The organism is Neorhizobium sp. T25_13 (genome assembly GCF_002968675.1).
Lineage (GTDB): Bacteria > Pseudomonadota > Alphaproteobacteria > Rhizobiales > Rhizobiaceae > Neorhizobium > Neorhizobium tomejilense.
The window spans coordinates 51,727-74,892 of sequence record NZ_PVBI01000009.1 but is presented as its reverse complement, the minus strand read 5'-3'; the positions used below and the strand labels follow the sequence as shown (position 1 = coordinate 74,892).

Annotated in this window: 21 protein-coding genes; 18 read left to right on the top strand and 3 right to left on the bottom strand. The window is 61.4% G+C overall.

What is annotated here, in order from left to right:
• Position 1: 1 nt before the first annotated feature.
• From cyoC to C5J22_RS21165, 4 genes are all read left to right on the top strand, one after another.
• Positions 2-634 (top strand): cytochrome o ubiquinol oxidase subunit III, encoded by a 633-nt coding sequence (gene cyoC / locus C5J22_RS21180; RefSeq protein ID WP_105439844.1) that lies wholly within the window; start codon positions 2-4, stop codon positions 632-634.
• Positions 631-1,047: a cytochrome o ubiquinol oxidase subunit IV gene (gene cyoD, locus C5J22_RS21175; RefSeq protein ID WP_037082809.1), complete on the top strand. Its 417-nt coding sequence runs from the start codon at positions 631-633 to the stop codon at positions 1,045-1,047. Before cyoC ends, cyoD begins: the two co-directional genes overlap by 4 nt.
• 33 nt (positions 1,048-1,080) lie before the next feature.
• Positions 1,081-1,830 (top strand): SURF1 family protein, encoded by a 750-nt coding sequence (locus tag C5J22_RS21170; protein ID WP_105439843.1) that lies wholly within the window; start codon positions 1,081-1,083, stop codon positions 1,828-1,830.
• A 124-nt stretch (positions 1,831-1,954) separates the two neighbouring features.
• Positions 1,955-2,410 (top strand): hypothetical protein, encoded by a 456-nt coding sequence (locus C5J22_RS21165; RefSeq protein WP_105439842.1) that lies wholly within the window; start codon positions 1,955-1,957, stop codon positions 2,408-2,410.
• 74 nt (positions 2,411-2,484) lie between these two features.
• On the opposite strand, the gene katG is transcribed toward C5J22_RS21165, so the two are convergent.
• Positions 2,485-4,668 carry a catalase/peroxidase HPI gene (katG, locus tag C5J22_RS21160; protein ID WP_105439841.1) on the bottom strand — a complete coding sequence of 728 codons (2,184 nt, stop codon included), beginning with the start codon at positions 4,666-4,668 and terminating at the stop codon, positions 2,485-2,487.
• Positions 4,669-4,877: 209 nt separating this feature from the next.
• Here katG and C5J22_RS21155 point away from each other — a divergent pair, with 209 nt between their 5' ends.
• Complete coding sequence (locus tag C5J22_RS21155) at positions 4,878-5,795, top strand: hydrogen peroxide-inducible genes activator (protein WP_105439840.1); 918 nt, start codon at positions 4,878-4,880, stop codon at positions 5,793-5,795.
• 169 nt (positions 5,796-5,964) lie between these two features.
• On the opposite strand, the gene C5J22_RS21150 is transcribed toward C5J22_RS21155, so the two are convergent.
• Positions 5,965-6,849 carry a LysR family transcriptional regulator gene (locus tag C5J22_RS21150; protein ID WP_245440496.1) on the bottom strand — a complete coding sequence of 295 codons (885 nt, stop codon included), beginning with the start codon at positions 6,847-6,849 and terminating at the stop codon, positions 5,965-5,967.
• 258 nt (positions 6,850-7,107) lie between these two features.
• Here C5J22_RS21150 and C5J22_RS21145 point away from each other — a divergent pair, with 258 nt between their 5' ends.
• The 12 genes from C5J22_RS21145 to C5J22_RS21090 all read left to right on the top strand — a co-directional run bounded on the left by C5J22_RS21145 (position 7,108) and on the right by C5J22_RS21090 (position 19,953).
• Positions 7,108-9,171, top strand: a complete 2,064-nt coding sequence (locus tag C5J22_RS21145) for a hydantoinase/oxoprolinase family protein (protein WP_172746737.1) — start codon at positions 7,108-7,110, stop codon at positions 9,169-9,171.
• Between the two features lie 4 nt (positions 9,172-9,175).
• On the top strand, positions 9,176-10,885 hold the full coding sequence (locus C5J22_RS21140; RefSeq protein ID WP_105439837.1) for a hydantoinase B/oxoprolinase family protein: 1,710 nt from the start codon (positions 9,176-9,178) through the stop codon (positions 10,883-10,885).
• Positions 10,886-10,895: 10 nt separating this feature from the next.
• Positions 10,896-12,008: a Xaa-Pro peptidase family protein gene (locus C5J22_RS21135; RefSeq protein WP_172746736.1), complete on the top strand. Its 1,113-nt coding sequence runs from the start codon at positions 10,896-10,898 to the stop codon at positions 12,006-12,008.
• Complete coding sequence (locus C5J22_RS21130) at positions 12,005-13,060, top strand: aminopeptidase P family N-terminal domain-containing protein (RefSeq protein ID WP_105439835.1); 1,056 nt, start codon at positions 12,005-12,007, stop codon at positions 13,058-13,060. Before C5J22_RS21135 ends, C5J22_RS21130 begins: the two co-directional genes overlap by 4 nt.
• A complete protein-coding gene (locus C5J22_RS21125) occupies positions 13,057-14,340 on the top strand; it encodes an MmgE/PrpD family protein (protein ID WP_105439834.1) in 1,284 nt (427 codons plus the stop codon). Before C5J22_RS21130 ends, C5J22_RS21125 begins: the two co-directional genes overlap by 4 nt.
• A gap of 63 nt (positions 14,341-14,403) precedes the next feature.
• Positions 14,404-15,387, top strand: a complete 984-nt coding sequence (locus tag C5J22_RS21120; RefSeq protein WP_105439833.1) for an ABC transporter substrate-binding protein — start codon at positions 14,404-14,406, stop codon at positions 15,385-15,387.
• Between the two features lie 63 nt (positions 15,388-15,450).
• Positions 15,451-16,245 carry an ABC transporter ATP-binding protein gene (locus C5J22_RS21115; protein WP_105439832.1) on the top strand — a complete coding sequence of 265 codons (795 nt, stop codon included), beginning with the start codon at positions 15,451-15,453 and terminating at the stop codon, positions 16,243-16,245.
• Entirely contained in the window at positions 16,242-17,057 is an 816-nt protein-coding gene (locus tag C5J22_RS21110; RefSeq protein ID WP_046609773.1) for an ABC transporter permease, read from the top strand. The genes C5J22_RS21115 and C5J22_RS21110 overlap by 4 nt, the downstream gene beginning before the upstream one ends.
• Positions 17,054-17,833: an ABC transporter permease gene (locus C5J22_RS21105; RefSeq protein ID WP_105439831.1), complete on the top strand. Its 780-nt coding sequence runs from the start codon at positions 17,054-17,056 to the stop codon at positions 17,831-17,833. The genes C5J22_RS21110 and C5J22_RS21105 overlap by 4 nt, the downstream gene beginning before the upstream one ends.
• Before the next feature lie 22 nt (positions 17,834-17,855).
• Complete coding sequence (locus tag C5J22_RS21100) at positions 17,856-18,866, top strand: amidohydrolase family protein (protein WP_105439830.1); 1,011 nt, start codon at positions 17,856-17,858, stop codon at positions 18,864-18,866.
• A gap of 134 nt (positions 18,867-19,000) precedes the next feature.
• The gene (locus tag C5J22_RS21095; protein ID WP_105439829.1) at positions 19,001-19,408 is read left to right on the top strand and encodes a hypothetical protein; all 408 of its coding nucleotides are present in this window, start codon (positions 19,001-19,003) and stop codon (positions 19,406-19,408) included.
• Between the two features lie 137 nt (positions 19,409-19,545).
• Complete coding sequence (locus C5J22_RS21090; RefSeq protein WP_172724086.1) at positions 19,546-19,953, top strand: PH domain-containing protein; 408 nt, start codon at positions 19,546-19,548, stop codon at positions 19,951-19,953.
• Positions 19,954-20,042: 89 nt separating this feature from the next.
• Here the strand turns inward: C5J22_RS21090 and C5J22_RS21085 are convergent, their stop codons facing one another.
• Positions 20,043-20,855, bottom strand: coding sequence for a hypothetical protein (locus tag C5J22_RS21085; RefSeq protein WP_172746735.1), 813 nt, complete (start codon positions 20,853-20,855; stop codon positions 20,043-20,045).
• 457 nt (positions 20,856-21,312) lie between these two features.
• On the opposite strand from C5J22_RS21085, the gene C5J22_RS21080 reads away from it, so the two are divergent.
• Positions 21,313-22,878 (top strand): diguanylate cyclase domain-containing protein, encoded by a 1,566-nt coding sequence (locus tag C5J22_RS21080; protein WP_105439827.1) that lies wholly within the window; start codon positions 21,313-21,315, stop codon positions 22,876-22,878.
• Positions 22,879-23,166: the final 288 nt, after the last annotated feature.

The window sequence follows — 23,166 nt, the reverse complement described above, 5'->3', positions numbered from 1 at the left end:
CATGAGCCAGACGCAAGCGCAAACCCACGGCACAAACAACGGTAAGCCGCAATTCTACCTCACGGAGGATCACCATCCGGAAGGCAGCACGATGCTGGGCTTCTGGCTCTACCTGATGAGCGATTGCCTGATCTTCGCAGTGCTCTTTGCCACCCATGGCGTACTCGGCCGCAATTATGCGGCCGGTCCCTCGCCCGCCGACCTGTTCGACCTGCCGATCGTCGCGCTCAACACCGCTATGCTGCTGTTCTCGTCGATCACCTACGGATTTGCGATGCTGCAGATGGAAAGGGGCGCAAAGACCGAGACCCTGTTCTGGCTCGGGGTGACCGGCGTGTTCGGCGCTGCCTTCCTCAGCCTCGAGCTTTACGAATTCAACCACCTGATCCACGAGGGCGCCGGACCCACCCGCTCGGCCTTCCTTTCCTCCTTCTTCACGCTGGTCGGCACCCACGGGCTGCACGTCACCTTCGGCATCATCTGGCTGATCACGCTTATGGTGCAGGTTGGCAGACACGGGCTGATCGAGGCAAACAAGCGCCGCCTGATGTGCCTTTCGATGTTCTGGCACTTCCTCGACGTCGTCTGGATCGGCGTCTTCTCCTTCGTTTATCTCATGGGAGTCCTCGGATGAGTTCGCACGGCCAAACCCCGCACGCCCCTGCTCACGAAAGCGCCTCCCAGGCCCATCATGGCCATAGCAACGGCCACCAGGCCGGCCACGGCACGCTGAGAAGCTACCTGATCGGCTTCAGCCTGTCGGTGATCCTGACGGCCATTCCGTTCTGGCTGGTGATGAGCGGTGCCATCGACAGCAAGCTGTTCACCGCCTTCCTCGTCATGGGGCTGGGTGTGATCCAGATCGTCGTGCATATGGTCTATTTCCTGCACATGAACCCGCGCTCCGAAGGCGGATGGACGATGATGGCGCTGCTCTTCACGCTTGTCCTGGTCGGCATCACGCTTGCCGGATCGCTCTGGGTCATGCACCATCTCAACACCAACATGATGCCGATGTCGCCGGAGATGATGAAGAACATGCCGTGACCCTTCGGGGGCAAGCTGGGAAGGGATAGACGCATGGCTCTCGATCATCCTTTGACCGGAGAAGCGGCGGATGCGGAACCGGCACGCTCCCGGCTCGTCTTCGCAGGCGCAATGTTCTTCCTGACGCTGATTTTTATCGGGCTCGGCACCTGGCAAGTGCAGCGGCTCTTCTGGAAACTCGATCTGATCGCTCGCGTCGACGCCCGGGTCACGGCAACCCCGGCGCCTGCCCCCTCATCGCCAGCCTGGCCTGCGATCAACGCCGAAAACGACGAATACCGCCGCGTCACCGCCACCGGGTTCTTTCACCATGACGACGAAACACTGGTCCAGGCGGTCACCGATCTCGGTCCCGGATTCTGGATTCTGACACCTCTGGAACAGAAGGACGGGACCATCGTCCTCATCAATCGCGGCTTCGTGCCCGCCAACCGCCGCGACCCGGCTTTGCGGCCGGATGGGCAGCTCGCGGGTCCGGTGAAGATCACCGGCCTCATCCGCGTCAGCGAGCCGGAGGGCGCTTTCCTGCGCTCCAACGATCCCGCCGGCGGCCGCTGGTACTCGCGCGACGTGGCCGCGATCGCGGCAACAAAAGGCCTCTCGAAGGTGGCGCCCTATTTCATCGATGCCGACGCGACGCCGATCCCGGGCGGCCTTCCCGTCGGAGGATTGACGGTGATCCGCTTCCGCAACAGCCACCTCGTCTATGCCGTGACCTGGTATCTGCTGGCAGTGATGAGCGCCGGCGGCGCCTACGCCATCCAGCGGAAACGGCTTGCCTGAACTCGGGCGTGGATTTCCACCGATTAGCAGGGCGGCAACCTGTTCATCGCGCGCCGAATTTTCCATAGTCCGGGAAACGGCATTTGCCAGCGCCGCAGGCGGCCAGTTTAGAGCGGATCATATTATGCGCCAGTTCTTCGACTCGAAATACAAGATCATCCTGGCGGCAGCGCTGTTCATCCTGACGTCGATCTTCATGTCGATTTCCGCGACGGGGCATGTCAGCGGCAATTACATCGCCATCGTTCTGGTCGCGTTCCTGTTCACGATCCTGTCGCTCTATTCGACGGCCCGGTCGCAACATGCCGAATACCTGATCATCGGCAGCCTGCTTCTGTCCCTCTCGACATTGGTCGGGATCACCGAGGTGCTGACCAAGAAGATCTCCAACATGCAGTATGGAATTTATTTCTTCGCCTTCCTCGGCTGCGTCGGCCTGCTTTCGCTGGGCCTGATCGCACGATATCTCACCAGCGAGGGATGGGCCGTCAGCTCCGAAAAGACCCGCGAAGCGCTGTCGGTCTGCGCCACGATCCTCGGATTCGTGCTGGCGATCGCCTCGGCCTTCGTGCCGACCTGAAAAGCCCGGCGTTAGTCAGCATTGAAAAAGGTGCCCGGACGTAGCTGGAGCCACGTCCGGGCGATTTTGGTCGATCAGACGAGATCGAAGCGGTCGGCGTTCATGACCTTGGTCCAGGCCGCAACGAAGTCCTTGATGAACTTCGCCTTGGCGTCGGACTGGGCATAGACTTCCGCGATCGCACGAAGCTGCGAATGCGAGCCGAAGATCAGGTCGACGCGGGTGCCGGTCCACTTGGGCGCCTTGGTCTTGCGGTCATGACCTTCGTAAACGCCATCCTTGCCGGCAACGGGCGACCATTCGGTGCCCATGTCGAGCAGGTTGACGAAGAAATCGTTCGTCAACGTTTCCGGTTGGGACGTGAAGACGCCGTGTTCGGGCTGGCCGGCCTTCAGCACGCGCAGGCCGCCGAGGAGAACGGTCATTTCCGGTGCCGTCAACGTCAGCAGCTGGGCGCGGTCCAGCAAGGCCTCTTCAGCCTTCATGAACTGCGTCTTGCCGCTATTGACATAGTTGCGGAAGGCATCGGCACGGGGTTCCAGCGCGGCAAAGGAAGCAGCGTCAGTCTGTGCCTCGGAGGCATCCATGCGGCCCGGCGTGAAGGGCACGGTGATGTCCTGGCCGCCGGCCTTGGCAGCCTTTTCGACGCCGGCGGCGCCGGCAAGCACGATCAGGTCGGCGAGCGAGATTTTCTTAGCCCCTGCCTGGGCAGCGTTGAAGTCCTTCTGGATGCCTTCGAGAACGCCCAAGACCTTGGCGAGCTGCGCCGGCTGGTTGGCTTCCCAATCCTTCTGCGGAGCAAGCTGGATCCGCGCGCCGTTGGCACCGCCGCGCTTGTCGGAACCGCGGAAGGTCGAGGCGGAAGCCCAGGCGGTGGAAACCAGTTCCTGCACCGAGAGGCCGGACGCCAGAACCTTCGCCTTCAGCTCGGCGACGTCCTTGTCGTCGACGAGCGGGTGGTCGACGGCCGGGATCACATCCTGCCAGATCAGGTCTTCGGCGGGGACTTCCGGGCCGAGATAACGAACCTTCGGTCCCATGTCGCGGTGAGTCAGCTTGAACCAGGCGCGGGCGAAGGCATCGGCGAATTCGGCCGGGTTTTCCAGGAACCGGCGCGAGATCTTCTCGTAGATCGGGTCAAAGCGCAGTGCCAGGTCGCTGGTCAGCATGGTTGGCAGCTGCTTCTTCGACGGGTCGAAGGCGTCCGGAATGGAAGCATCAGCGTTCTTCGCTACCCACTGCTTGGCGCCGGCCGGGCTTGTGGTCAGCTCCCATTCGAAGCCGAACAGGTTCTCGAAGAAGTAGTTGCTCCACTGGGTCGGCGTCTGCGTCCAGGTCACTTCCAGGCCGCTGCCGATGGCATCGCGGCCAACGCCGGTGTTGAACTTGCTCGACCAGCCGAGGCCCTGGGCTTCGAGCTCGCCGCCTTCCGGATCGACGCCGACAAACGACGGATCACCAGCACCATGGGTCTTGCCGAACGTGTGGCCGCCGGCGATCAGTGCCACGGTCTCTTCGTCGTTCATCGCCATGCGGGCGAAGGTTTCGCGGATGTCGCGGGCGGATGCCAGCGGATCCGGGGTACCGTTCGGGCCTTCCGGATTGACGTAGATGAGGCCCATCTGCACGGCGCCGAGCGGTTCTGCGAGCTGGCGTTCGCCGCTGTAGCGCTCGTCCCCGAGCCAGGTTCCTTCCGGACCCCAGTAGAGCTCTTCCGGCTCCCAGACGTCGGCGCGGCCGCCGGCAAAACCGAACGTCTTGAAGCCCATCGATTCAAGGGCGACGTTGCCGGTGAGGATCATCAGATCCGCCCAGGAAATCTTGTTGCCGTATTTCTGCTTGATCGGCCAGAGCAGGCGACGGGCCTTGTCGAGATTGACGTTGTCCGGCCAGCTGTTGAGCGGCGCGAAACGCTGCTGGCCCTGACCGGCGCCGCCGCGGCCGTCGGTGATGCGGTATGTACCGGCGCTGTGCCAGGCCATGCGGATGAACAGGCCGCCGTAATGACCGAAGTCGGCCGGCCACCACTCCTGGCTATCGGTCATCAGGGCATGAAGGTCTTTCTTCAGGCCTTCGAGATCGAGGGTCTTGAACTCCTCGGCATAATCGAACGCCTCGCCCATAGGGTCGGAGCGCACCGAGTGCCCATGAAGGATCTGGACGTTCAGCTGGTTAGGCCACCATTCGCGGTTCGATCTGCCGCGAGGCGTGTGGGCGACCGGACATTTGCCGGCGTTTTCGCTAGATTTCGCATCCATGACTATCTCCTTGATTACTCTAATTATCTGCCGTGCAAAAGAGGGCAATTTTTCCCGAACCGCCTGGGTCCGGCCGCGCTATTTCCGACTGTCGCTCCGCCTGTTTAACCGGAGCAAGCCAAGCGCGCGCCCTCCCTCGTCTCCCTTCTTACCGGAAGCCTCTCATAAATTTAAGTTGGATTTACTGATCGCGGCGATAAGCTAGGGTTATGAAAAACCTTACTCTCAAACAACTCCGCTATTTCGAAGCCCTGGCACGGGATGGCCGCTTCCGCCGCGCGGCCGATGCCTGCGCGATTTCCCAGCCGGCCTTGTCGATGCAGATCAAGGAACTCGAACAGGAAGTGGGCGGCGATCTCTTCGAGCGGAATGCGCGCGAGGTGAAACTGACCGCCTTCGGCCAGACCTTCGCGCTGCGGGTTCGTGGCATCCTGCGGGCGGTGGATGAACTGGCGGACCTCGCCCGTGCGTCACGCGATCCGTTCCTGGCCCGCTTGCGCATCGGTATCATCCCGACGATCGCGCCCTATCTGCTGCCGGCTATCATCAACGATCTGAACAGAACTTTCGACGGGATTGAAATACAGGTGCGCGAGACGCAGACGGCAAAGCTGGTCCAGGAGCTGGCGCAGGGCGAACTGGATCTGGCAATCGTCGCCCTGCCCGTATCGGAGCCGTTCCTGACCGAGCTCAAATTGTTCGACGAGGAGTTCGTGCTGGTCCGAAGACCGGAGGACGAGGGCAAGCCGGTGCCCGAACGTGAGGCATTACGCGAAATGCGCCTGCTTCTGCTGGAGGAAGGCCACTGTTTTCGCGATCAGGCCCTCTCGTTCTGCAAAATAGGCACGACCCGCCTGCGGGAAGTCATGGAGGGCAGCTCCCTGTCGACGCTCGTACAGATGGTCAGCGCCGGTATCGGCATCACGCTGATCCCGGAAATGGCTGTGCCCGTGGAAACCCGCTCCGCGCAGGTTTCAATCTCCCGCTTCCAGACACCGCGGCCCTCACGCACCATCGGAATGATCTGGCGCAATTCGACGCCCCTGGTCACCCAGCTCCTGCAGATTTCCGAGGTGGTGCGCGGTTCGTCCGACACCATGCGCAGACAGCACGCCATGCGGCCTTGAGGTCGCGGTGAGGCCCCTCCTGGGGGAGCCGGCGGGACCCTGCGGGATCGCCGTTCCATGGAAGGCGAGCAAGCTTATGTGGCCGCTCTCCGCGAGGCGGAATCTCGGAGCGATTGCGTCAAGGCGATGTCGATCTGGCAATCCGGCAGATCGCACAAAACATGTCCGGTTAACCTGGGATCTGGTGCCTGGAGCGGAGGAAATCCATCAGGTCACTGGCAGGCTTTGACAAAGGGCGGCGGATTGAGGCTATCTGCCGTACATCGAAACCCAATTCATCTCCGGCGAAATCGATCTTGACCAGCTCGCCGCGCTCGAGATCCGCCGCTACGCTTCGTTCCAGCGAACAGGCAATGCCCACACCAGCAGCAACGAACTCGCGCAGGAACTGGTATTCGGTCGCCTGCGCCGCGACCTTTACGTGGCTGATACCGGCATTCGCCAGAAGCTTCGAGACACCCCGCCCAAACAGCGAAGAGGGCGGCGGACCAACGAAGTCATAACGGGCCACGTCCTGCGGCTTGACGCGCTTGCGGTGGGCCAGGGGGTGGTTCGGCGAGGCAATGAGAACCAGCTTCTCCCGGCCGATCGTTTCCGCCCGGACGCCTCGGAGGTCTTCATTGCCCAGAAAGCAGCCGACGTCGGCCACGCCATCGCGAACCTCGGAAAAAACATCCTCCTGCTTGCCGATCCTCAGAACGAGCTGGATATCCGGCCGCGCTATCGCAAAATCCGTCAGATCTTTTCGCAGAACAAAATTGGCGAGACTTCGCTGGCAAGATAGAACCACCTGCTGACCGGTCTCGCCTCGGATTTTCACGACATCTGCGCGCATGTCGTCGGCTTCGGCCAGGAACTCGCGCGCATGTTGCAGCACGCTTTGACCGATCTCGGTCAGCAGCGGCTTGCGACCCCGGCGCCGCACGAAAACCTGCCCGCCGATTTCCTTCTCGATCGCCATGATATGGGCGCTGACCGATGGCTGTGCGATGCCGAAACGGTCGGCGGCGGCCGCGAAGCTCCCCTCCTCGACCACCGCAACCAGGACTTCCATGCGCCGAAGCGTGATACTGAACATAGTGATAACCTATAGCCTACAGGCTATCAAACCTAAAGCCCCCAAACCCGTTGCTAGTTATCGTTCGAATGGATCAAATGCTGTTCGAGGATGAGGAATGACATGAACAATCTCATTGGGAGCCTGACCCTTTAAGCGTCAGCCGGAGTGTTCCTGCCACCGCTGGCCGAGGTCTCGGCCCAATCCGCAAAGATTAAAGCATTCCGCATGGGTTCCATGCGGACAGGAGGACGCATGAATATTGTCGGAATTGATATTGGCGGCACGTTTACCGATCTCGTCGGTTATGTCGACGGCAAGATCGTGACGTCGAAGACGTCGACCGTGCCGGCCGATCCGACCCAGGGCATCGCCCGCAGCCTCGAGCTTGCGAACTGCGACCCCAACGAACTGAACGAGATTCTTCACGGCTCGACGATCGCCATCAACACAGTGCTGGAACGCAAGGGCGCCCGCACCGCGCTGATCACCACGAGCGGTTTCCGCGACGTCTACGCGATCGGTCGTTCGAATCGCATCCAGGCCTTCAACCTGTTCTTCAAGCGTCCGCAGCCGCTGGTGCCGCGCAGTCTGACCTTCGAAATTCCGGAGCGCATCCTTGCATCCGGCGAAGTTCTGGAAGCGCTCGACGAAAAGACGGTCGCCGCCGTCATCGCCGAGATCGAAGCCGCGGGCGTCGAATCCGTTGCCATCTGCCTGCTGCATTCCTGGGCCAATCCGGCTCATGAGCGCCGCGTCGGTGAGATGCTGCGCAGGACGCTGCCGAATATCTTCGTGACGCTATCGCACGAAATTCTTCGCGAGTACCGCGAATACGAGCGCTCTTCGACGACCGCGCTCAATGCCTTTGTCGGCCCCCGCGTCGAAGGTTACCTGAAGCGCCTCGAAACTTATCTCCGTTCCGGCGCCTTCGGCGGCAAGATCCATATCATGCGATCGAACGGCGGCGTCATGTCGATCGGCCAGGCACAGGAACAGCCGGTCTCGATGATGGAATCCGGCCCGGTAGCCGGCATGATCGGCGCCGGCCGTCTCGCCAAGCTGCTCGGCCTCAAGCGCTGCATCGGTTTCGACATGGGCGGCACGACCGCCAAGTCGAGCCTGATCACCGATGGAGCGCCGGCTATCGAAACCGGTTACGTGATCGGCGAAGAGGCTGACGGCCAGCCGATGCAACTGCCGGTCGTCAACATCGTCGAAGTCGGTGCCGGCGGCGGTTCGATCGCCTGGGTCGACAATGCCGGCGGCCTGCATGTGGGTCCCCAGAGCGTCGGCGCCGATCCGGGCCCTGCCTGCTATGGCAAGGGAGCGGACCTTCCCGTCGTCACTGACGCCGACCTGATCCTTGGCCGCATCAATCCGCAACGGTTCCTGAACGGCGGCATGCCGCTCGACAAGGCGGCCTCCGAACAGGCGATGCTGAGCAAGGTCGGCAACACGCTGAAGCTCAATCCGGTTGAGGCAGCGCTTGGCGTAGCGAAGATCGCCGATAGCTCGATGTCGCTGTCGGTGCGTGCCGTCTCGATCAACAAGGGTATCGACCCGCGCGACACGGCAATGATCGCCTTCGGCGGCGCCGGTCCGCTGCATGCGATCGCCATTGCCCGCGAGATCTACATTCCGCTGGTGATCATCCCGAAACTTCCCGGCACCTTCTCCGCGCTCGGCATGCTGATGGCCTCCTGGCGGCAGGATTTCGTGCAGACTTTCATCGGTCGCGTCGGTGAACTGTCGGATACCGTCGTCGAGAAGGTCTATGCCGAACTCGTTGCCAGCGGCCGCGAGCAGATGAAGCGTGACGGCATCGCCGAGAACGAGGCGGATCACCGCTTCTTCGCCGATCTGCGCTATGTCGGGCAGGAACACGCCATCTCAATCCCGATCGAGAATACCGGTATGCTCTCCGGCGACACCAGCGAGGTCCGCCGCCGCTTCGATGCCGAACACGACCGCCGCTACAGCCAGTCGGCGCCGACGGAAGCGCTTGAGATCGTCAGCCTGCGCCTGGTCCTGACCGCCGCCCGCACCGACAATGTCGCCGAGGAATGGCTGTCCCGGCCGTGGGAGCCGGAAGCGGAATCCGAGGTCGGCAGTCGCGATGTGGTGTTCGACGATCCGGCAAGGCCGCTGAAGACGGCGATCTACTGGCGCCCGGCGTTGCCGGCCGGCTTCAAGCTTACCGGCCCTGCCGTCATCGAAGAACCGAATTCCACCATCCTGATCCATCCCGGCGACGAAGTGGTCGTCCATGAGGCAGGCCATCTGCTGGTGACGCTCGCCAAGCAGAGCGAGGAATAAGAACATGACCCCGATCAAGAACGATCCGATCACCGTTGAAGTCGTCCGTAATGCGATCGTCGCCTATGCCGACGAGATGGCCGAGGCGCTCTGCAAATCCGCCTACAACATGATGATCTACGAAGTCCGCGACTATTGCTGCGGCCTGATCGACACGACCGGCCGGATGATCTCGCAGAACCGCGGCGGCCTGCCGATCTTCCTCGCCGACCTCGGCATCGCCGTCGAGGACGGGATCAAGAAATACGGGCTGAAGGGTTTCGAAGAGGGCGACGTCCTCGTCATGAACCATGGTCATATTTGCGGCCAGCATCTGAACAACGTCGTCGTCTACGCGCCCTGCTTCCATGACGGCGAGCTGATCGGCTTTGCGGCCAATCGTGCTCACTGGGTGGATATCGGCGGCAGCCGCCAGGGTTTCGGCTCCAACGCGACGACCGACATCTACTCCGAAGGCCTGCAGATGCGGTCCCTGAAGATCTACAAGGCGGGTGAGCTCAACGACACGCTCTACCAGATCATCCAGGACAATATCCGTTATCCGGATGCCAGCCTCGGCGATCTGCGTGCCCAGGTCGCGTCCTGCCAGATCGGCGCCAAGCGTTATGCCGAACTCGTCGCCCGTTATGGCCGCGGCGTCGTGGAAAGCTGCGTCGAGACCATCTGGGACCAGACCGACAAGGCCGCCCGCCAAGTGATCGAACGCATTCCGGACGGCACCTATTCGGCCGAAAGCTTCCTCGACAATGATGGCCGCGATCTCGCGACGCCGCTCAGGATCGCCGTCAAGGTGATCGTGTCGGGCTCGACCATCACCGTCGATTTCCATGGCATGCACCCTCAGGTGAACGGCCCCCTGAATTCCGGCCGTTCGGGCGGCATCGCAGCGGCCCGCGTCGCCTTCAAGGCGCTCACCTCGCCGGAACTCGACGTCAACGAAGGCTGCTTCCGCGCTCTCAACGTCGACCTGCCGGACGGCACGATCCTCTCGGCCCGTCCGCCGGCCGCGCTCGGCCAGTGGAGCATCGCGCTGCCGACCGTCATCGACACGATCCTCAAGGCGCTGGCGCCGGCGGTGCCGGAACTGATCCCAGCCGCCCACAAGGGCGACATGGGCGGCTGTTCCTTCTTCGGATTCTACGACGACGGCTCGCGCTTCCTGCTGATGAACATCTTTGGTGGCGGCTGGGGTGGTCGTCCGCACGAGGACGGCGAATCCGCTGCCGTCTCGGTCTGCCAGGGCGACGTGCGCAACACGCCGGTCGAGCTGCAGGAGATCAAGTATCCGTTCATCGTCGAGCGGCACGCCCTGCGGCCCGACTCCGGCGGCGCCGGCGAACATCGTGGCGGTCTCGGCATCGAGCTCACCTATCGCTGCCTGCGCGCCTGCCGCGGCAATATCAATTTCGACCGCACCGTCACCCCGCCCTGGGGCCTGCATGGCGGCCATACCGGTGAGGTCAGCGTGGCGATCATCGATCGCGCCGACGGCACGCAGCTGCGGGTCAACAAGGCGACCGACGTGCAGTTCACACCGGGCGACCGGATTACCTTCCTCACCGCTGGCGGCGGCGGTTATGGCGACCCCAGAAAGCGCTCACGCACCGACGTGGACGAGGATATCGCCAATGGTCTGGTCTCCAGAGAAGCGGCGGTCCGCGACTACGGTTATGCCGAACCGCAGATGCCGCGGCGCCTCGCAGTGAACGGTTGAGGACATGGCGATGATCGGCGAAATCCGCAAGAAACGGTTGATCGAGGCGATGCTGGAAGCGGGGCTCGACGGCCTCGTGCTCTACGGCAATGCCTGGCAGAACGACTACCTGCGTTATGCCGCAGACTTCGGCATTCTCGAAGGCGAGGGCCTGGCGGTCGTCACCCGCGATGGCAATGTGACCCTCTATCTCGATGACGAACTGGAGGGCGAACGCGCTGCGGTCGAATGCCCCGAGGTGAAGACCGTTGTTGCGGAAGACCTGATCGGCACGGTGTCCGGCGTCATCGCCCGCCTCGGCAACAGCCGCATCGCGGCCGGCCCGAAACGTCATCTGCCCTACGGGCTTGCCGCCCAGCGCGGCGACCTGCGCTTCGAAGACGCGACGGCTCTGGTCGATCGCCTGCTGATGGTGAAATCTGCTGATGAGCTGAATGCCGTGCGCAGCGCTGCACGGCTGGCAGATGAAGGCTACGCCGTGTTCCGCAATGCCGCCGCCGTCGGCAAGAAGGACTACGAACTGATTGCCGAGATCGAGTCCTTCTTTCGCAACGAAGGCGTCGATGACAATTTCATGATCATCGGCGTCGGCGGTCCGGAAGTACGCGGCATGGCGCCGCCGCTCGGAAAGATCCTGAAGCCCGGCGACCTGGTGACGACCGAGCTTACCCCCTGCGTCAACGGCTATTACGTCCAGATCTGCCGCACGCTGGTCATCGGCGAGCCGAATGAAGCGCAGCGCAAGGTCTTCGGAATCTACAATGATGCTCTCGAAGCTGGGCTTGCCGTCGTGAAGCCGGGTGTTACCGCAGCCGATATCGCCCGTGCCGAAAACGACATTTTTCGCACCCATGGTTTGGGCGAGTATGTGACCAGCGAATATACCCGTGTGCGCGGCCACGGACTTGGTCTCTTCCCGGATACCAAGCCGCATATTCTCGAAGATGTGAACACGGTGATCGAAGAAGGCATGTCGATGATCGTGCACCCGAATACCTATAATCCCGAGATCGGTTATTTCGTGCACGGCGACTCGCTGATCGTCCGCGCCGATGGGCCGGAAATCCTGACGACGACGACGCGCGAGCTCTTCTCGGTCGGCGCCCGGAGGGTAGCGGCATGAGACACGGTCTGATCCTGTGGCGCGAGGACGAACTCTCCCTTGCCGACGTCACCGCCCGGCAAGTCCGCCTGCAGCAGGCGATCGCCACCGCCGGTCTCGATGGAATGCTGATTTACACCAATCATGTGCGCTCGGCCGGCGTTACCTGGGTTTCCGGTTTCACGCCTTACTGGTCGGATGGTCTTGTCCTGGTGCTGCGCGACGGCCTTCCGATCTTCCTGACGGCGCTGTCGAAGCGCGTCGGCGAGTGGGTCAAATCCGTGGCCCCGACTTTCGAAGTCGCTCACTCGCCGTTCCCGGGCAAGCTCGCCGGCGAGCGGCTCGCCAAGGTCGGCGCCAGGCGTCTCGGCGTGGTCGAACTCGACCGCATGCCCGGCGGCGTGGTCGATGAAATCCTGTCCGTCCTGCCGGTCGAACTCTCCGATGCGACGGAGCTTTTCACTGCGGTTCGCGGCCAGGCGGATCGCGCCGAACTCGATCTCGTGCGCCACACCGACAATATCGCCCGGGAGGCGTTCAAGGCGGGTGACATCAACGGCAGATCTGCCGGCGATTTCACCGGTCCGGTCGAGCGGGCCGTGCGGCTTGCCGGCGCCGAGGAATGCTACGTTGCCGTCGCTCCTGATCTGTCCAAGGATCACCGTTTCATCCGCACCGGCAGGCAAGAACTCGGCCGCGCCTTCGCGGTGCGGCTGTCGGTCGCCTATAACGGCGTCTGGGTTCGCCGGATCGAAACCTTCTCCGCCGTTTCCGAAATCGCCGCGCGCCTTGCCTCGGTGACCACGGAGCTGGACCGGACTTCTCCCGCCTTTCCGGCCAATGGCTCGATTTCGGCTTTCTCTCTGCCTAACGGCGCCGAGCTGATCGACTGGCATCTCGAAGCGCCGCACGGCACCCGGCCGCTGAAGGTCGTGGCGGATGCGCAAACGCCGCTTGCCGCGCCGGTCCCCTACGGCATCCTGACGACGGCCTTCACGCTCGATGGCGAGACGATCGTCGCGTCGCGTCCGGTCGGCCTTGGCGATAGTTCAATGCGGGAGGCGGCAGAATGAACGCACGCGATCTCGTCTCCATTCTTCTGACGGTCGATGGCGGAGACCAGAAACTCCGCGATCTCGTCAACCTCCATACCGTCGACGCGCTGGCATGTCTGGCGGCCGGTGCCGGTGCGACCGAAGGTTCTTCACTCCTCGCCTTCTATCGCGAGACCGGCGCGGGCAACGCTATTTCCTCTGCTGCCGGCGCGTCGGCGGTTATCCGTTTTACAGAATGGGACGCGATCCACGTGCCTTCCTGCGCGACGCCCGGTGCGATGGCCGTGCCGGCGGCACTGATTTTTGCGCAAGACTATGAGGCCTATGTCAGGGCGGTCGCCGCTGGTCATGCCATCGGCTTGGCTCTGTCGGAAGCTGTCGGCGGCGTTTCGGCCCTGCCGGAAACCTGGCCGGGTCTGTTCGCGGCGCCTGCCGTGGCGGCGGTCAGCGCGGCATTCGCTCTTGGTCTTTCGGACGAACAGGTTGCCCAGGCGCTGGTGCTGTCCATGGCCGGCAGTTCGGGACGCAACGGCCGGCCTTCCGGCACGCCGTCAGCCCGTTGGCTGGTGATCGGCGAAGCAACACTCAAGGGGATCCGCGCCGCTCTTGCTGCCAGGGCGGGAGTAAAGGGTGATCTCGAGCTCCTTTCTCCAAGCTGGATGAAGGGACAGGCGGGGCAGGCCGTGGCCCTGGAACCAGGACATGTTGATCCGCTGGCACTCGCACGGGTGGGCATGAAGCCCTTCGTCTCCGCCCGCCAGGGCATCAATGCGATCCAGGCTTTCCGTCATCTGCTGGAGAAGGGCGTTGATCCCAATACCATCGACAGTATCGAAGTTTTTCTGCCGCCGGTGGCAGCCCCCGTCGTCAGCCGGCCGCTTGTTGCCGAGGATCGTTTATCGACCATCGCCCATCTCGGCCTGCAGCTCGGTATTGCCGCCTTCGAGCCGGCACGGCTGATGGATGTCGACCGCGCGCGTCCCTTCAATGCGGATGTCATGACCTTCAAGAGAGTAACCATCACGGCCGATGACACGCTCGCCGGCGAAGGTTGGCCGGCGCGGGTTGTCGTCTCGGCAAAGGGACAGACACACGAGGCCGTCTGGCCGCAGACTTCCGGTGAGGACGCGCAGGTAATGCTCGACCGCAAGATCGGAAGCCTTCCCGCTACGACAGCGCGGCGATTGCGTCGGCTGCAAGCCGCGCTTGCCGAAGCCGGCCCGGCTGCGGTTCAGGAGGCCAGCAGCCTGCTGCTGACGTTTACGGATGCCTCTTTCCCAAGGAGCGAGGCGGCCTGAAGGGGCACTGGAATTCATGAAAGCAGATGCCGCAGGGAGTGCCGGCATCACAAGGAGGAGAGAATGTTGAAATTTCTGAAAACCATGGCGACAGCGGCGGCACTTGCCGCGCTGTCCTTTCAGGCGGCGAGTGCGCAGTCGATCGAGAAGAAGGACATCACGATCGGCCTGCCGCTCAATACCTCGACCCTGTTGCCGATCTATGTTGCCGATGCCCAGGGCTTCTTCAAGGAAGAGGGCATCAACGTGAAGATCGTCGCCTTCAAGGGCGGCACGGATCTGGTGCGCGGCATGGTTGCCGGCGCCGTGGATATCGGCGTTGGCGCGTTCTCTGAAGCGCTTGTCGGGGTCGAAACCGGCCAGGGCGTGAAGATCTTCTACGGCGGCTTCAACATGGCCGTCTTCGACTGGTATTCGGTGCCGTCGATCAAGACGCTCGAAGAAGCCAAGGGCAAGCGTTTCGGTGTCTCGACCTTTGGTTCGTCGACCGATTTTCTGACGCGTTATGCGCTGAAGACCAAGGGCATCGACCCGAAAAGCGAAGTGCAGATCGTCCAGGGCGGCGGCTCCGTGCCGCGTCTCGCAGCGATGGAAGCCGGCCAGCTCGAAGTCAACATCTTCGCGACCCCGGAAAAGTTCATGGCGGCCGATCGTGGCTTCAACCTGATCCTGCAACAGAAGTCGATCGCGCCGGATTTCCCGTTCCACTGCTTCTATGCGCGTGAGGATTTCATCAAGAACGATCCGAATGCCATCAAGGCCGTGCTGCGCGGCTTTGCCAAGGCTGTCCGGTGGTCCAAGGCCCACAAGGAAGAATCGGTCAAGCTTCTGGCCGCCAAGCTCGGCCTCGAGGAGACCTATCTCAACCGCGGTTATGACGACTTCATCGACGAGATCTTCGAAGACGGCCGTCTGGCGAGCGATGCGGGCATGAAGGCCTTCTGGGACGTCGGCATGATGAACGGCACCTATAAGCAGCCTATGCCGGTCGACAAGTATTGGATCGGCACGTTCCACGATACCTACAACGAGTGGAAGCCGAAGTGAGCCTTCCATCTGCATGACAATATAACGAGAGCGGGCGGAGGCCCGCTCCAGGAGGAGGAAGCAGTGGCGCAGATTGAAATCCGCGATCTCGGAATCGATTATCGCAAACCGAAGAGCAACGAGGTGTTCTCTGCCGTCGACGGTGTCGCCTTGTCGATCGAAAAGGGCGAGTTCGTCACCATCGTCGGCTCCAGCGGTTGCGGCAAGAGCACGCTGCTGATGGCGGTCGCAGGGCTTGTCGACCTGACGCGTGGGTCTATTGAGATCGACGGCAAGCGGGTTGACGGACCCGGGCCCGACCGCGCGGTGGTGTTTCAGGAAGCCTCTCTGCTTCCTTGGCGTTCGGTGCGCGGCAACGTCAAGTTCGGGCTCGAAATGCAGCGCTGGAGCGGCGGCGACCTCAACGAGCGGGCCATGCAGATGATCCGCCTCGTCGGTCTCGGCCGCTTCTCCGACTATCATCCCCACCAGCTTTCCGGCGGCATGCGCCAGCGCGTCAATATCGCCCGTGCGCTTGCCGTCGATCCCGAAGTGCTGCTTATGGATGAGCCGTTCGGGGCGCTCGACGCTCAGACCCGCGAGATCATGGGTACCGAGCTTTTGCGCATCTGGGAGCGCGCCAAGAAGACGGCTTTGTTCGTCACCCACGATATCGACGAAGCAATATTCCTTGCCGACAAGATCGTCGTCATGGGCCGCAACCCGGGTCATATCAAGGAAGTGATCAAGGTCGACCTGCCGCGCCCGCGCAATGAGGCAATCCTCGACAGCGAGGACTTCCACGAATTGCGCAAGCGTCTGCGCGCCCATCTGGCGGAAGACATGTCCAGCATGCAGCTGGTGCAGGAGGTCGCATGAGATCGGCAGAGATGACCGCCGAACCGGCGGAGGCCCGACAGCTTTCCCTTTCTTTCCTGCGTCCGTCCCGTTCTGCGGTGATCGGCACGCTCGCCGTCCTTGCATTTCTGGTCCTGTGGCAGATCGCTCCGACCATGGGCTGGGTGAATGGCCGTTTCACCAGCCGCCCGACTGAGGTTTTCCTCGCAGCAATCGATATCTTCCGGAATGATAATTTCCTCTATCACGCCCGCATCAGCCTGACAGAGTTCGTCGCCGGTTTCGCACTGGCGATCGTGGTATCCATTCCGCTCGGGGTGCTGCTCGGCACCTCGAAGATCGCCCGTTACCTGATCGATCCGCCGCTGATGGCGCTTTATATCGCCCCGACGCTGGTACTGCTGCCGATCATGGTGATCTGGCTCGGCATCGACATGGCGCCGAAGATTGCCGTCGTTTTCCTGGGCGCTGTCTTCCCGATCGTCCTCAACACCATGGCCGGCATGAGCGAGGCGGACCCGAAGTTTCTCCGCATGGCGCGTTCGTTCGGTGCGACCAGGTTCGACATCTTTACTCGCATCCTCGTGCCCGGCTCGCTGCCGGCGCTGCTCACGGGCCTGAGGCTCGCCGTCGGCCGCGCCGTACTCGGCGTCATCGTCGGCGAGCTCTTCGTCTCACAGGCGGGCATCGGCTACCAGCTCAATCTTTATGGCTCCGCCATGCGTATCGACCGCCTGCTCGTTTATGCACTGATCGTCAGCGCCTTCGGCTACACGCTGACCGTCATCGTCCGATCGGTTGAGAACAAGATCCGCGACTGGAGGTCGAAATGATCGCCGAACTTTTCTATCGCCGCCAGGCGCTCGTACTCGGCACCTTGTCGATGATCGGCATCGTGGTTTTCTGGCAGATCGCCGTCGACACCGGCTTCATCAATCCGTTCTTCATCTCGACGCCGAGCCAGGTCGCCGCGGAGTTCATGGTTCAGTTCGAAGACGGTTCGGTCGCCACAAACGTTGCTGCGACACTTTATTGTTTCGTCTGGTCGCTTGCCCTTGCTGCCGTAGTGGGCATTATCCTCGGCATGCTGGCCGGCTGGTTTGCGGATGTGGAATCGGCGCTGGAGCCGTTCATCTGGTTCAAATATTCGGCGCCGACTGTCGCCTTCTATCCGCTGTTCGTCGCCGGGCTCGGCTATGGCACGCCGACGATCATCGCGATCGCCTTCCTTTTCGCCCTGACGCCGATTTATGCAAACACGCTATCGGGCATCAAGAATACCGATCGTGATCTGGCCCGCGCTGCGCGCTCCTTCGGGGCCAGGCCGCTCGATATCTTCCTGCGCGTCGCTCTGCCGGGATCCGTGCCGGTGATGATGGCCGGCCTTCGCCTCGGCGTCGGCCGGGCGCTGACGGGTGTCGTGGTTGCCGAACTCTTCGGCGCCAATGCCGGCCTCGGTTACGCGATTACCTATTACGGCCAGCTGATGCAGACCACCAAGATGATGGTGTCGATCGTCATCGTCATCGCGCTCGGTGTGCTGCTGACCCAGATCCTGTCGTTCCTGGAAAGCAAGACCGATTCGTGGCGCGTCGATAGCAACCGCTGAAGAACATCTAAGGACAAGTCTGATGAAGATCATCGATTCCCATTTCCACTGGTGGCCGCGGTCGATTTTCGAACCGCTTCTGAAGCGGGAAGGTTTCCCGAAGGCTGTCGTGAACGCGCGTGGTGGCTATACCTATCACGGCGCCAACGGACGCCGCGGCACGGTGGCGAGCTGGAAGGAGTGGTTCGATCTCGACGAGCAGCTCGCCTATATGGACAGTCTCGGCCATGAGATTTCGGTGGTTTGCTCCATCGGTCCACTGTCGATCTACTTTTCGGAACTGCCGGTCGAGGAAGGCCGCGACGCGGCGCTCACATGGAACGAGGAAATGGCCTGGGCGCAGCGGCGTTATCCCGGCCGTGTCTGGGCCTCGGCCGCAATCCCCCTGGTCGACACGCGAGTTGCGATCGAAGTACTCGACGACGCGGTCAACCGGCTCGGTCTGATGGGCGTCAACCTACCCGGCAGCGTCGGCAAGGAAGGCATGATCGACGATCTCCGGCTGGAACCCTTTTATGAGCGAGTTGCGGAACTCGGGCTGCCGATGTTCCTGCATCCGACCGATGCGGTTTTCGCCGATGTCATGCAGGGATATAATGATGCCCTGCATCTGAGCCTCGGCCGCGTGGTGGAAGTGAGCGCGGCAGCGTCGCGGCTCATCCTCTCCGGCACCATGGAGCGTCATCCGCGCCTCAAGATCGTCATGTCGCATACGGGCGGGGCACTGCCATACCAATCCGGCCGCATGGACAAGAATTCAAAGACCGCGGGCCTGACCAAGCCGGTCAGCCATTATCTGCACCAAATGTTCACCGATACGGTTTCACCGCATTCCGCCGGCCAGAAGTTCGCGATCGAATATTTCGGCGCCGACAACGTCATGTACGGTACGGACTATCCCTGCTGGGATCCGGCCGTCTGCCTAAAACTTCTCGATGAGATCGAGATGAGTGCCGCGACCAAGCAGAAGATCTTCCATGATAACGCGGTGCGGATTCTCGGTCTCAAAACGCCCAGGGCTGCGGCTGCTTAGAAGCGCTTGATAGGGGGCGCTGATACGACCCACGAAGGAAACCTGGCCTTCATCCGGAACCTTTTGCCACTCATCCAGATTGGAATGTTGCGATCCGCGCAAACGGCGGACGGTGACGCCATCGGGAGGATGAGTTGAACGCCAACATTTCGGCTGCGATACGCGCCGTGCCATCTGAAGCCAGAGAAGCCATTGTCAACGTTCGGGGCCACTGGGCGTTTTTGGCAATCGGCCTGGCGATCGCCGCCGCCGTCATCGCTTTCCTGAACTACGAATTCAGCGGGCTCCTCGCATCATTGGCGATCGGTGTAGGTATAGTGTTGTTCTGCGCCGTGACATTGATTGGCGGGATTGCAAGCTGGTTGTTTTTCACCGGCCTGTTATGGAGGAGGTCGGAGGCCCGCACGCCGCCACGGCGGATGCGGCGACTGGCGGACGATGATATACCAAGGCGGTTCTGGTTCTCCGGTTTTTTTGCCACCTTGCTCTGGATTGTTCCGCTATATGCCTTGGCGCTGGGCCTTGTCTCAGCCACCGAGTAACCACTGGCACCAAGGCATTCCCTGTTGGCGGGCACTCGCGCCCGGAGCGGGAGCCTCCGGATCCCCTCGCTTTTCACTTGGCCGCCCTGGCTAAATTGGCTATTCGCCAACCTCGGTGCCTGGATGAGGACGATGCGTTGACCGGACCAAAGACATATACGATCCCTGCGGCATGGTTGACCCCATTGCCGGCCGACTACAAAATCCCATTCTGGAGGTGGATCCTGCTGCCGGCTTCTGCGTGGATGCTGCATCGGAATGGTGGTGAATGGGTCGGCGGCGAATTCTCCATCCGATCAAGCGACGTTCATTTCGCGAGGAAAGGCCTGATCAAAACCGGCAAACCGGCGGAGTGGAGCATACCCTTTGCTCGGATCCACAGCATCGACTCAAAGAAGGGCATTGCGTCGGAGATTATCGAGATTCATCACACGGATGGAAAGACGAAAATTATGAGTGTCAAAGCGGAAGAATTCATCGAACTTCTTCGCGCGTCGGTCTCGATGGGCAGGAGCGTCGCGAATCAGGATGCATCTCACCCGTAGTGCTAGCGGATCTGGTCGAGGGTAAAACCTTCGGGGCATCGGCTCAACATCTGGAACCGGACGTGATGCGCACGGAGAAGACTGCCTCCTCAAGCCCCCGCCATCATTCGCTTTAACCGTGCCGCAATCGTCTCAATCTCCGGCGGCGAGGCATCGAGCCGCTTGAGCGCCGCGTCGAGCAGTACGGGCACGCTCGCCCCTTCCGGCAGAGCCGCCAGCGCCATCCCGCGCGGCCCGTCGATCCAATAGGGCTCTTCCTTCCCACCAAAACGCGACAGCGCCAGCAGCGGCTTGCCCTTGCGGTCAACGCTATATTGGAACTGAACATACTTGCCGCCCAAGACAGGGCTGATTTGGGCCACTTTAACTTCCCGAAGATCCAGCTTCGATTCCCGCCGCGCTAACCGGCGACTGCGATCGCTTTTGACGCCCCCGGCGAGGAGGGCGATCCCTCCTGCCGCGATCGCCAGCACGAGCGCACTATCCACGAGCGTGCGGTTCCACAGCATGTCCAACCCCAGCGACAGCGCCGCTCGGTTGGGCTGCGATGCCGACCGCACCACCTCGACTTCGTAGTCGCCCGCGTGGAAATCCACGAACATCAAATCGATATCGTGTTCCAGGGTCTCGCCCTTGATTTCATAGGTAATGTGGGCTGAGCACTCGACGAACACCACCCGCCGCGCACGGCATTCCCCATCGGTGATCGTCGCGTCGGGCACCGCCACAGGATCGCTCGCGACCAGCCAGTCATTGACCACGCCCGGCGCCTGCCACACCCCGATGAACCCCGCCACCGCCAGGATCATCAGCCCCCCGAGATAGGAAAACACACCCGGCCATACCCCCGTCTTGCGAATCCGTATTTTCCGGTCAGGCAAGACTTGATTGAGGTCTGTCACGGTCTTTTTCTCTCAGCTCACAAGGCTCCTGCGCCCGCATACTCCAGCTTTCCCGCCCTGTCTATGCACAGTCCGACGACCCCTGCCCCGCGGCAGAACAACAACGCGCAGTGCCGATCAATCAAGCTGTGGGAGCGCCCTGGACGCAAGTGAAACTGGATTGCTGCAAACGGAAAAGGAGCCACGCAACGCCAACCTCAACACCGGCAGGCGGCCGGCTTTCTCCACAGAATATACTTGTCCACCTGGAGCAAGAGCGTTTCCATTTTTTCAGCCTCTTACGTCCAGATGGATAGAAACCTCTCTATAAATTTAAATCAATATTAAGGGCCGCGTCGATCGTTGGATCGACAGTGTTTGCGCTGCACAGCCATAATCCCTGATCGTGAGCCTTTTATCTCGAGTGAGACATGGCTCCCGCTCAGCAAGTCGATTTTAGCCGGTAGCGGAGCTCCAAATGTTCATTCGCATACTCGATTGCATCAGCACCGATCATAATCCGACGCTTGTTATCCTGGCGATTGTTGTCGCGCTCTTCTCGGGCTTTGCACTGTTCACCATCCTCGACCATGCCAGAGCGCGATCTGGACCTATGAAGATCGTTTGGGTATTTGTGGCTGCCTTCGCCGCAGGTGGCGGAATTTGGTCGACGCACTTCATCGCCATGCTGGGTTTTCAACCCGCTGCGTTTGTGAGCTACGATGTAGGTCTCACAGCGATTTCGGCCTTTTTTGCAATTGCCTTTGCCGCAACTGCGACGCCCCGGTTGCTGTCGCCTGGTCTTGTCAACACCCTCGCGGGCGGTCTTCTTCTTAGCGCCGCAATTGGCATCATGCACTTCATCGGCATGAGGGCTTTGCTATTTGCCGGCACTTTCGAGTGGGATTTGCCTCTCGTTGCGCTTTCGATCTGCGCGGGCAGCTCACTGGTGATCGCGGCGACATTCGCTGGACGTCGACGTGCTTCGGTCGGATCTCGCCTTGCCGCGGGAACCTTATTCGGTGCGGCTATCTGCATGCTGCATTTCACGGCGATGAGTGCCGCCCTTCTTCGGGCAGACCCGTCTCTTCGAGTTGCGGATGGGAACCTGTCGGAATTTCTCCTCGGGCTTTCCATTGCCGTGGTCACAACATTGATCGTGATCTTCAGTCTGGTGACGATTCTGTTTGATCGACGTGCTCATGACGCGACCGCCGACGCCCAACAGATGCGATGCATTCTCGAGGCCGCACAGATCGGCATCCTTATTTGTCAGGATGATGAGGTCATCTCGGCAAACAAGGCATTCGAGCGGTTAGTAGGCTGTGAAGGGTCGAGTATCGAAGGTCGTGCCGTTGCCGACTTTTTTGAACTCCCGGCAGGCGCCAATCGTCACGCACCTCGCCTTTACGAGACTGAAGGACAACTAAAGGCGACCAATGGGGTGCGGGTGGACGTAGCGCTCAACACAACACCGATCCTGTCGGGAGGCACGTTGCGACATCTCGTCGAAGTTCGCGATATTGGCGATCATAAACGTGCTCGTGAACGCTTGGACCACCTCGCGAACCATGACGAGTTGACGGGACTTCCGAATCGAAGGTTGTTGCATGCCGAGCTCCGAAAAGAGGCGCTGTCCAATCAGGAGTTTGGGCTACTGTGGATCGATCTCGATCGTTTCAAGGAAGTTAATGACACGCATGGGCATGCGATCGGAGATGCTCTTCTCCACGCGGTGGCGCAACGCTTCCGTTCGGTTCTGGACGAACGGCATTTGCTTGCGCGTGTTGGTGGAGATGAGTTTGTCGTTCTGTTCAAGCACGCATCAAGACAAAGCGATCCCGCCAGCGCAGCTGAAAGCCTGTTGAAGGCAATGGTCGATCCGATTGTGGTTGACGGCCAAATGCTGGAGGTCGGAATTTCTATCGGTCTGGCAAGGTACCCTCACGACGCGAAGTCGACAGACGCTTTGATGCGCCGAGCCGATCTTGCTCTTTATGAGGCGAAAAAGACCGGCCGCAGCCGCTACGCAGCCGCATCGTGAGTCCTGCGTTGGCGCCACCAAGTGCACGTCACCCTGGGACTCCTGCGGGTGGCAAGTGGCGACAGCGCCCAGGCGGTCGTGGGTGGGGCCAGATGTTCGCGGAGAGAACCGAATGCTCTGGGTAACGGCGAATTCCACAATCTCCTCGCCCAGCGGAATGACCAGCTTTCAGCCGACGAGTAGGTCTCGGATGCCTAACAGAATCCGCTTTACAAAATGCGAATAGATGAGCCTTCGCAACCATCGGGCGCACAAGCCTCAAGCGCATTGTTACAGACCTTTGTTACA

Excerpts from the sequence above, each read along its gene's own strand:
- cyoC (WP_105439844.1), top strand. The coding sequence starts at position 2 with ATGAGCCAGACGCAAGCGCAAACCCACGGCACAAACAACGGTAAGCCG.
- cyoD (WP_037082809.1), top strand. The coding sequence starts at position 631 with ATGAGTTCGCACGGCCAAACCCCGCACGCCCCTGCTCACGAAAGCGCC.
- C5J22_RS21170 (WP_105439843.1), top strand. The coding sequence starts at position 1,081 with ATGGCTCTCGATCATCCTTTGACCGGAGAAGCGGCGGATGCGGAACCG.
- C5J22_RS21165 (WP_105439842.1), top strand. The coding sequence starts at position 1,955 with ATGCGCCAGTTCTTCGACTCGAAATACAAGATCATCCTGGCGGCAGCG.
- katG (WP_105439841.1), bottom strand. The coding sequence starts at position 4,668 with ATGGATGCGAAATCTAGCGAAAACGCCGGCAAATGTCCGGTCGCCCAC.
- C5J22_RS21155 (WP_105439840.1), top strand. The coding sequence starts at position 4,878 with ATGAAAAACCTTACTCTCAAACAACTCCGCTATTTCGAAGCCCTGGCA.
- C5J22_RS21150 (WP_245440496.1), bottom strand. The coding sequence starts at position 6,849 with ATGGAAGTCCTGGTTGCGGTGGTCGAGGAGGGGAGCTTCGCGGCCGCC.
- C5J22_RS21145 (WP_172746737.1), top strand. The coding sequence starts at position 7,108 with ATGAATATTGTCGGAATTGATATTGGCGGCACGTTTACCGATCTCGTC.
- C5J22_RS21140 (WP_105439837.1), top strand. The coding sequence starts at position 9,176 with ATGACCCCGATCAAGAACGATCCGATCACCGTTGAAGTCGTCCGTAAT.
- C5J22_RS21135 (WP_172746736.1), top strand. The coding sequence starts at position 10,896 with ATGATCGGCGAAATCCGCAAGAAACGGTTGATCGAGGCGATGCTGGAA.
- C5J22_RS21130 (WP_105439835.1), top strand. The coding sequence starts at position 12,005 with ATGAGACACGGTCTGATCCTGTGGCGCGAGGACGAACTCTCCCTTGCC.
- C5J22_RS21125 (WP_105439834.1), top strand. The coding sequence starts at position 13,057 with ATGAACGCACGCGATCTCGTCTCCATTCTTCTGACGGTCGATGGCGGA.
- C5J22_RS21120 (WP_105439833.1), top strand. The coding sequence starts at position 14,404 with ATGTTGAAATTTCTGAAAACCATGGCGACAGCGGCGGCACTTGCCGCG.
- C5J22_RS21110 (WP_046609773.1), top strand. The coding sequence starts at position 16,242 with ATGAGATCGGCAGAGATGACCGCCGAACCGGCGGAGGCCCGACAGCTT.
- C5J22_RS21105 (WP_105439831.1), top strand. The coding sequence starts at position 17,054 with ATGATCGCCGAACTTTTCTATCGCCGCCAGGCGCTCGTACTCGGCACC.
- C5J22_RS21100 (WP_105439830.1), top strand. The coding sequence starts at position 17,856 with ATGAAGATCATCGATTCCCATTTCCACTGGTGGCCGCGGTCGATTTTC.
- C5J22_RS21080 (WP_105439827.1), top strand. The coding sequence starts at position 21,313 with ATGTTCATTCGCATACTCGATTGCATCAGCACCGATCATAATCCGACG.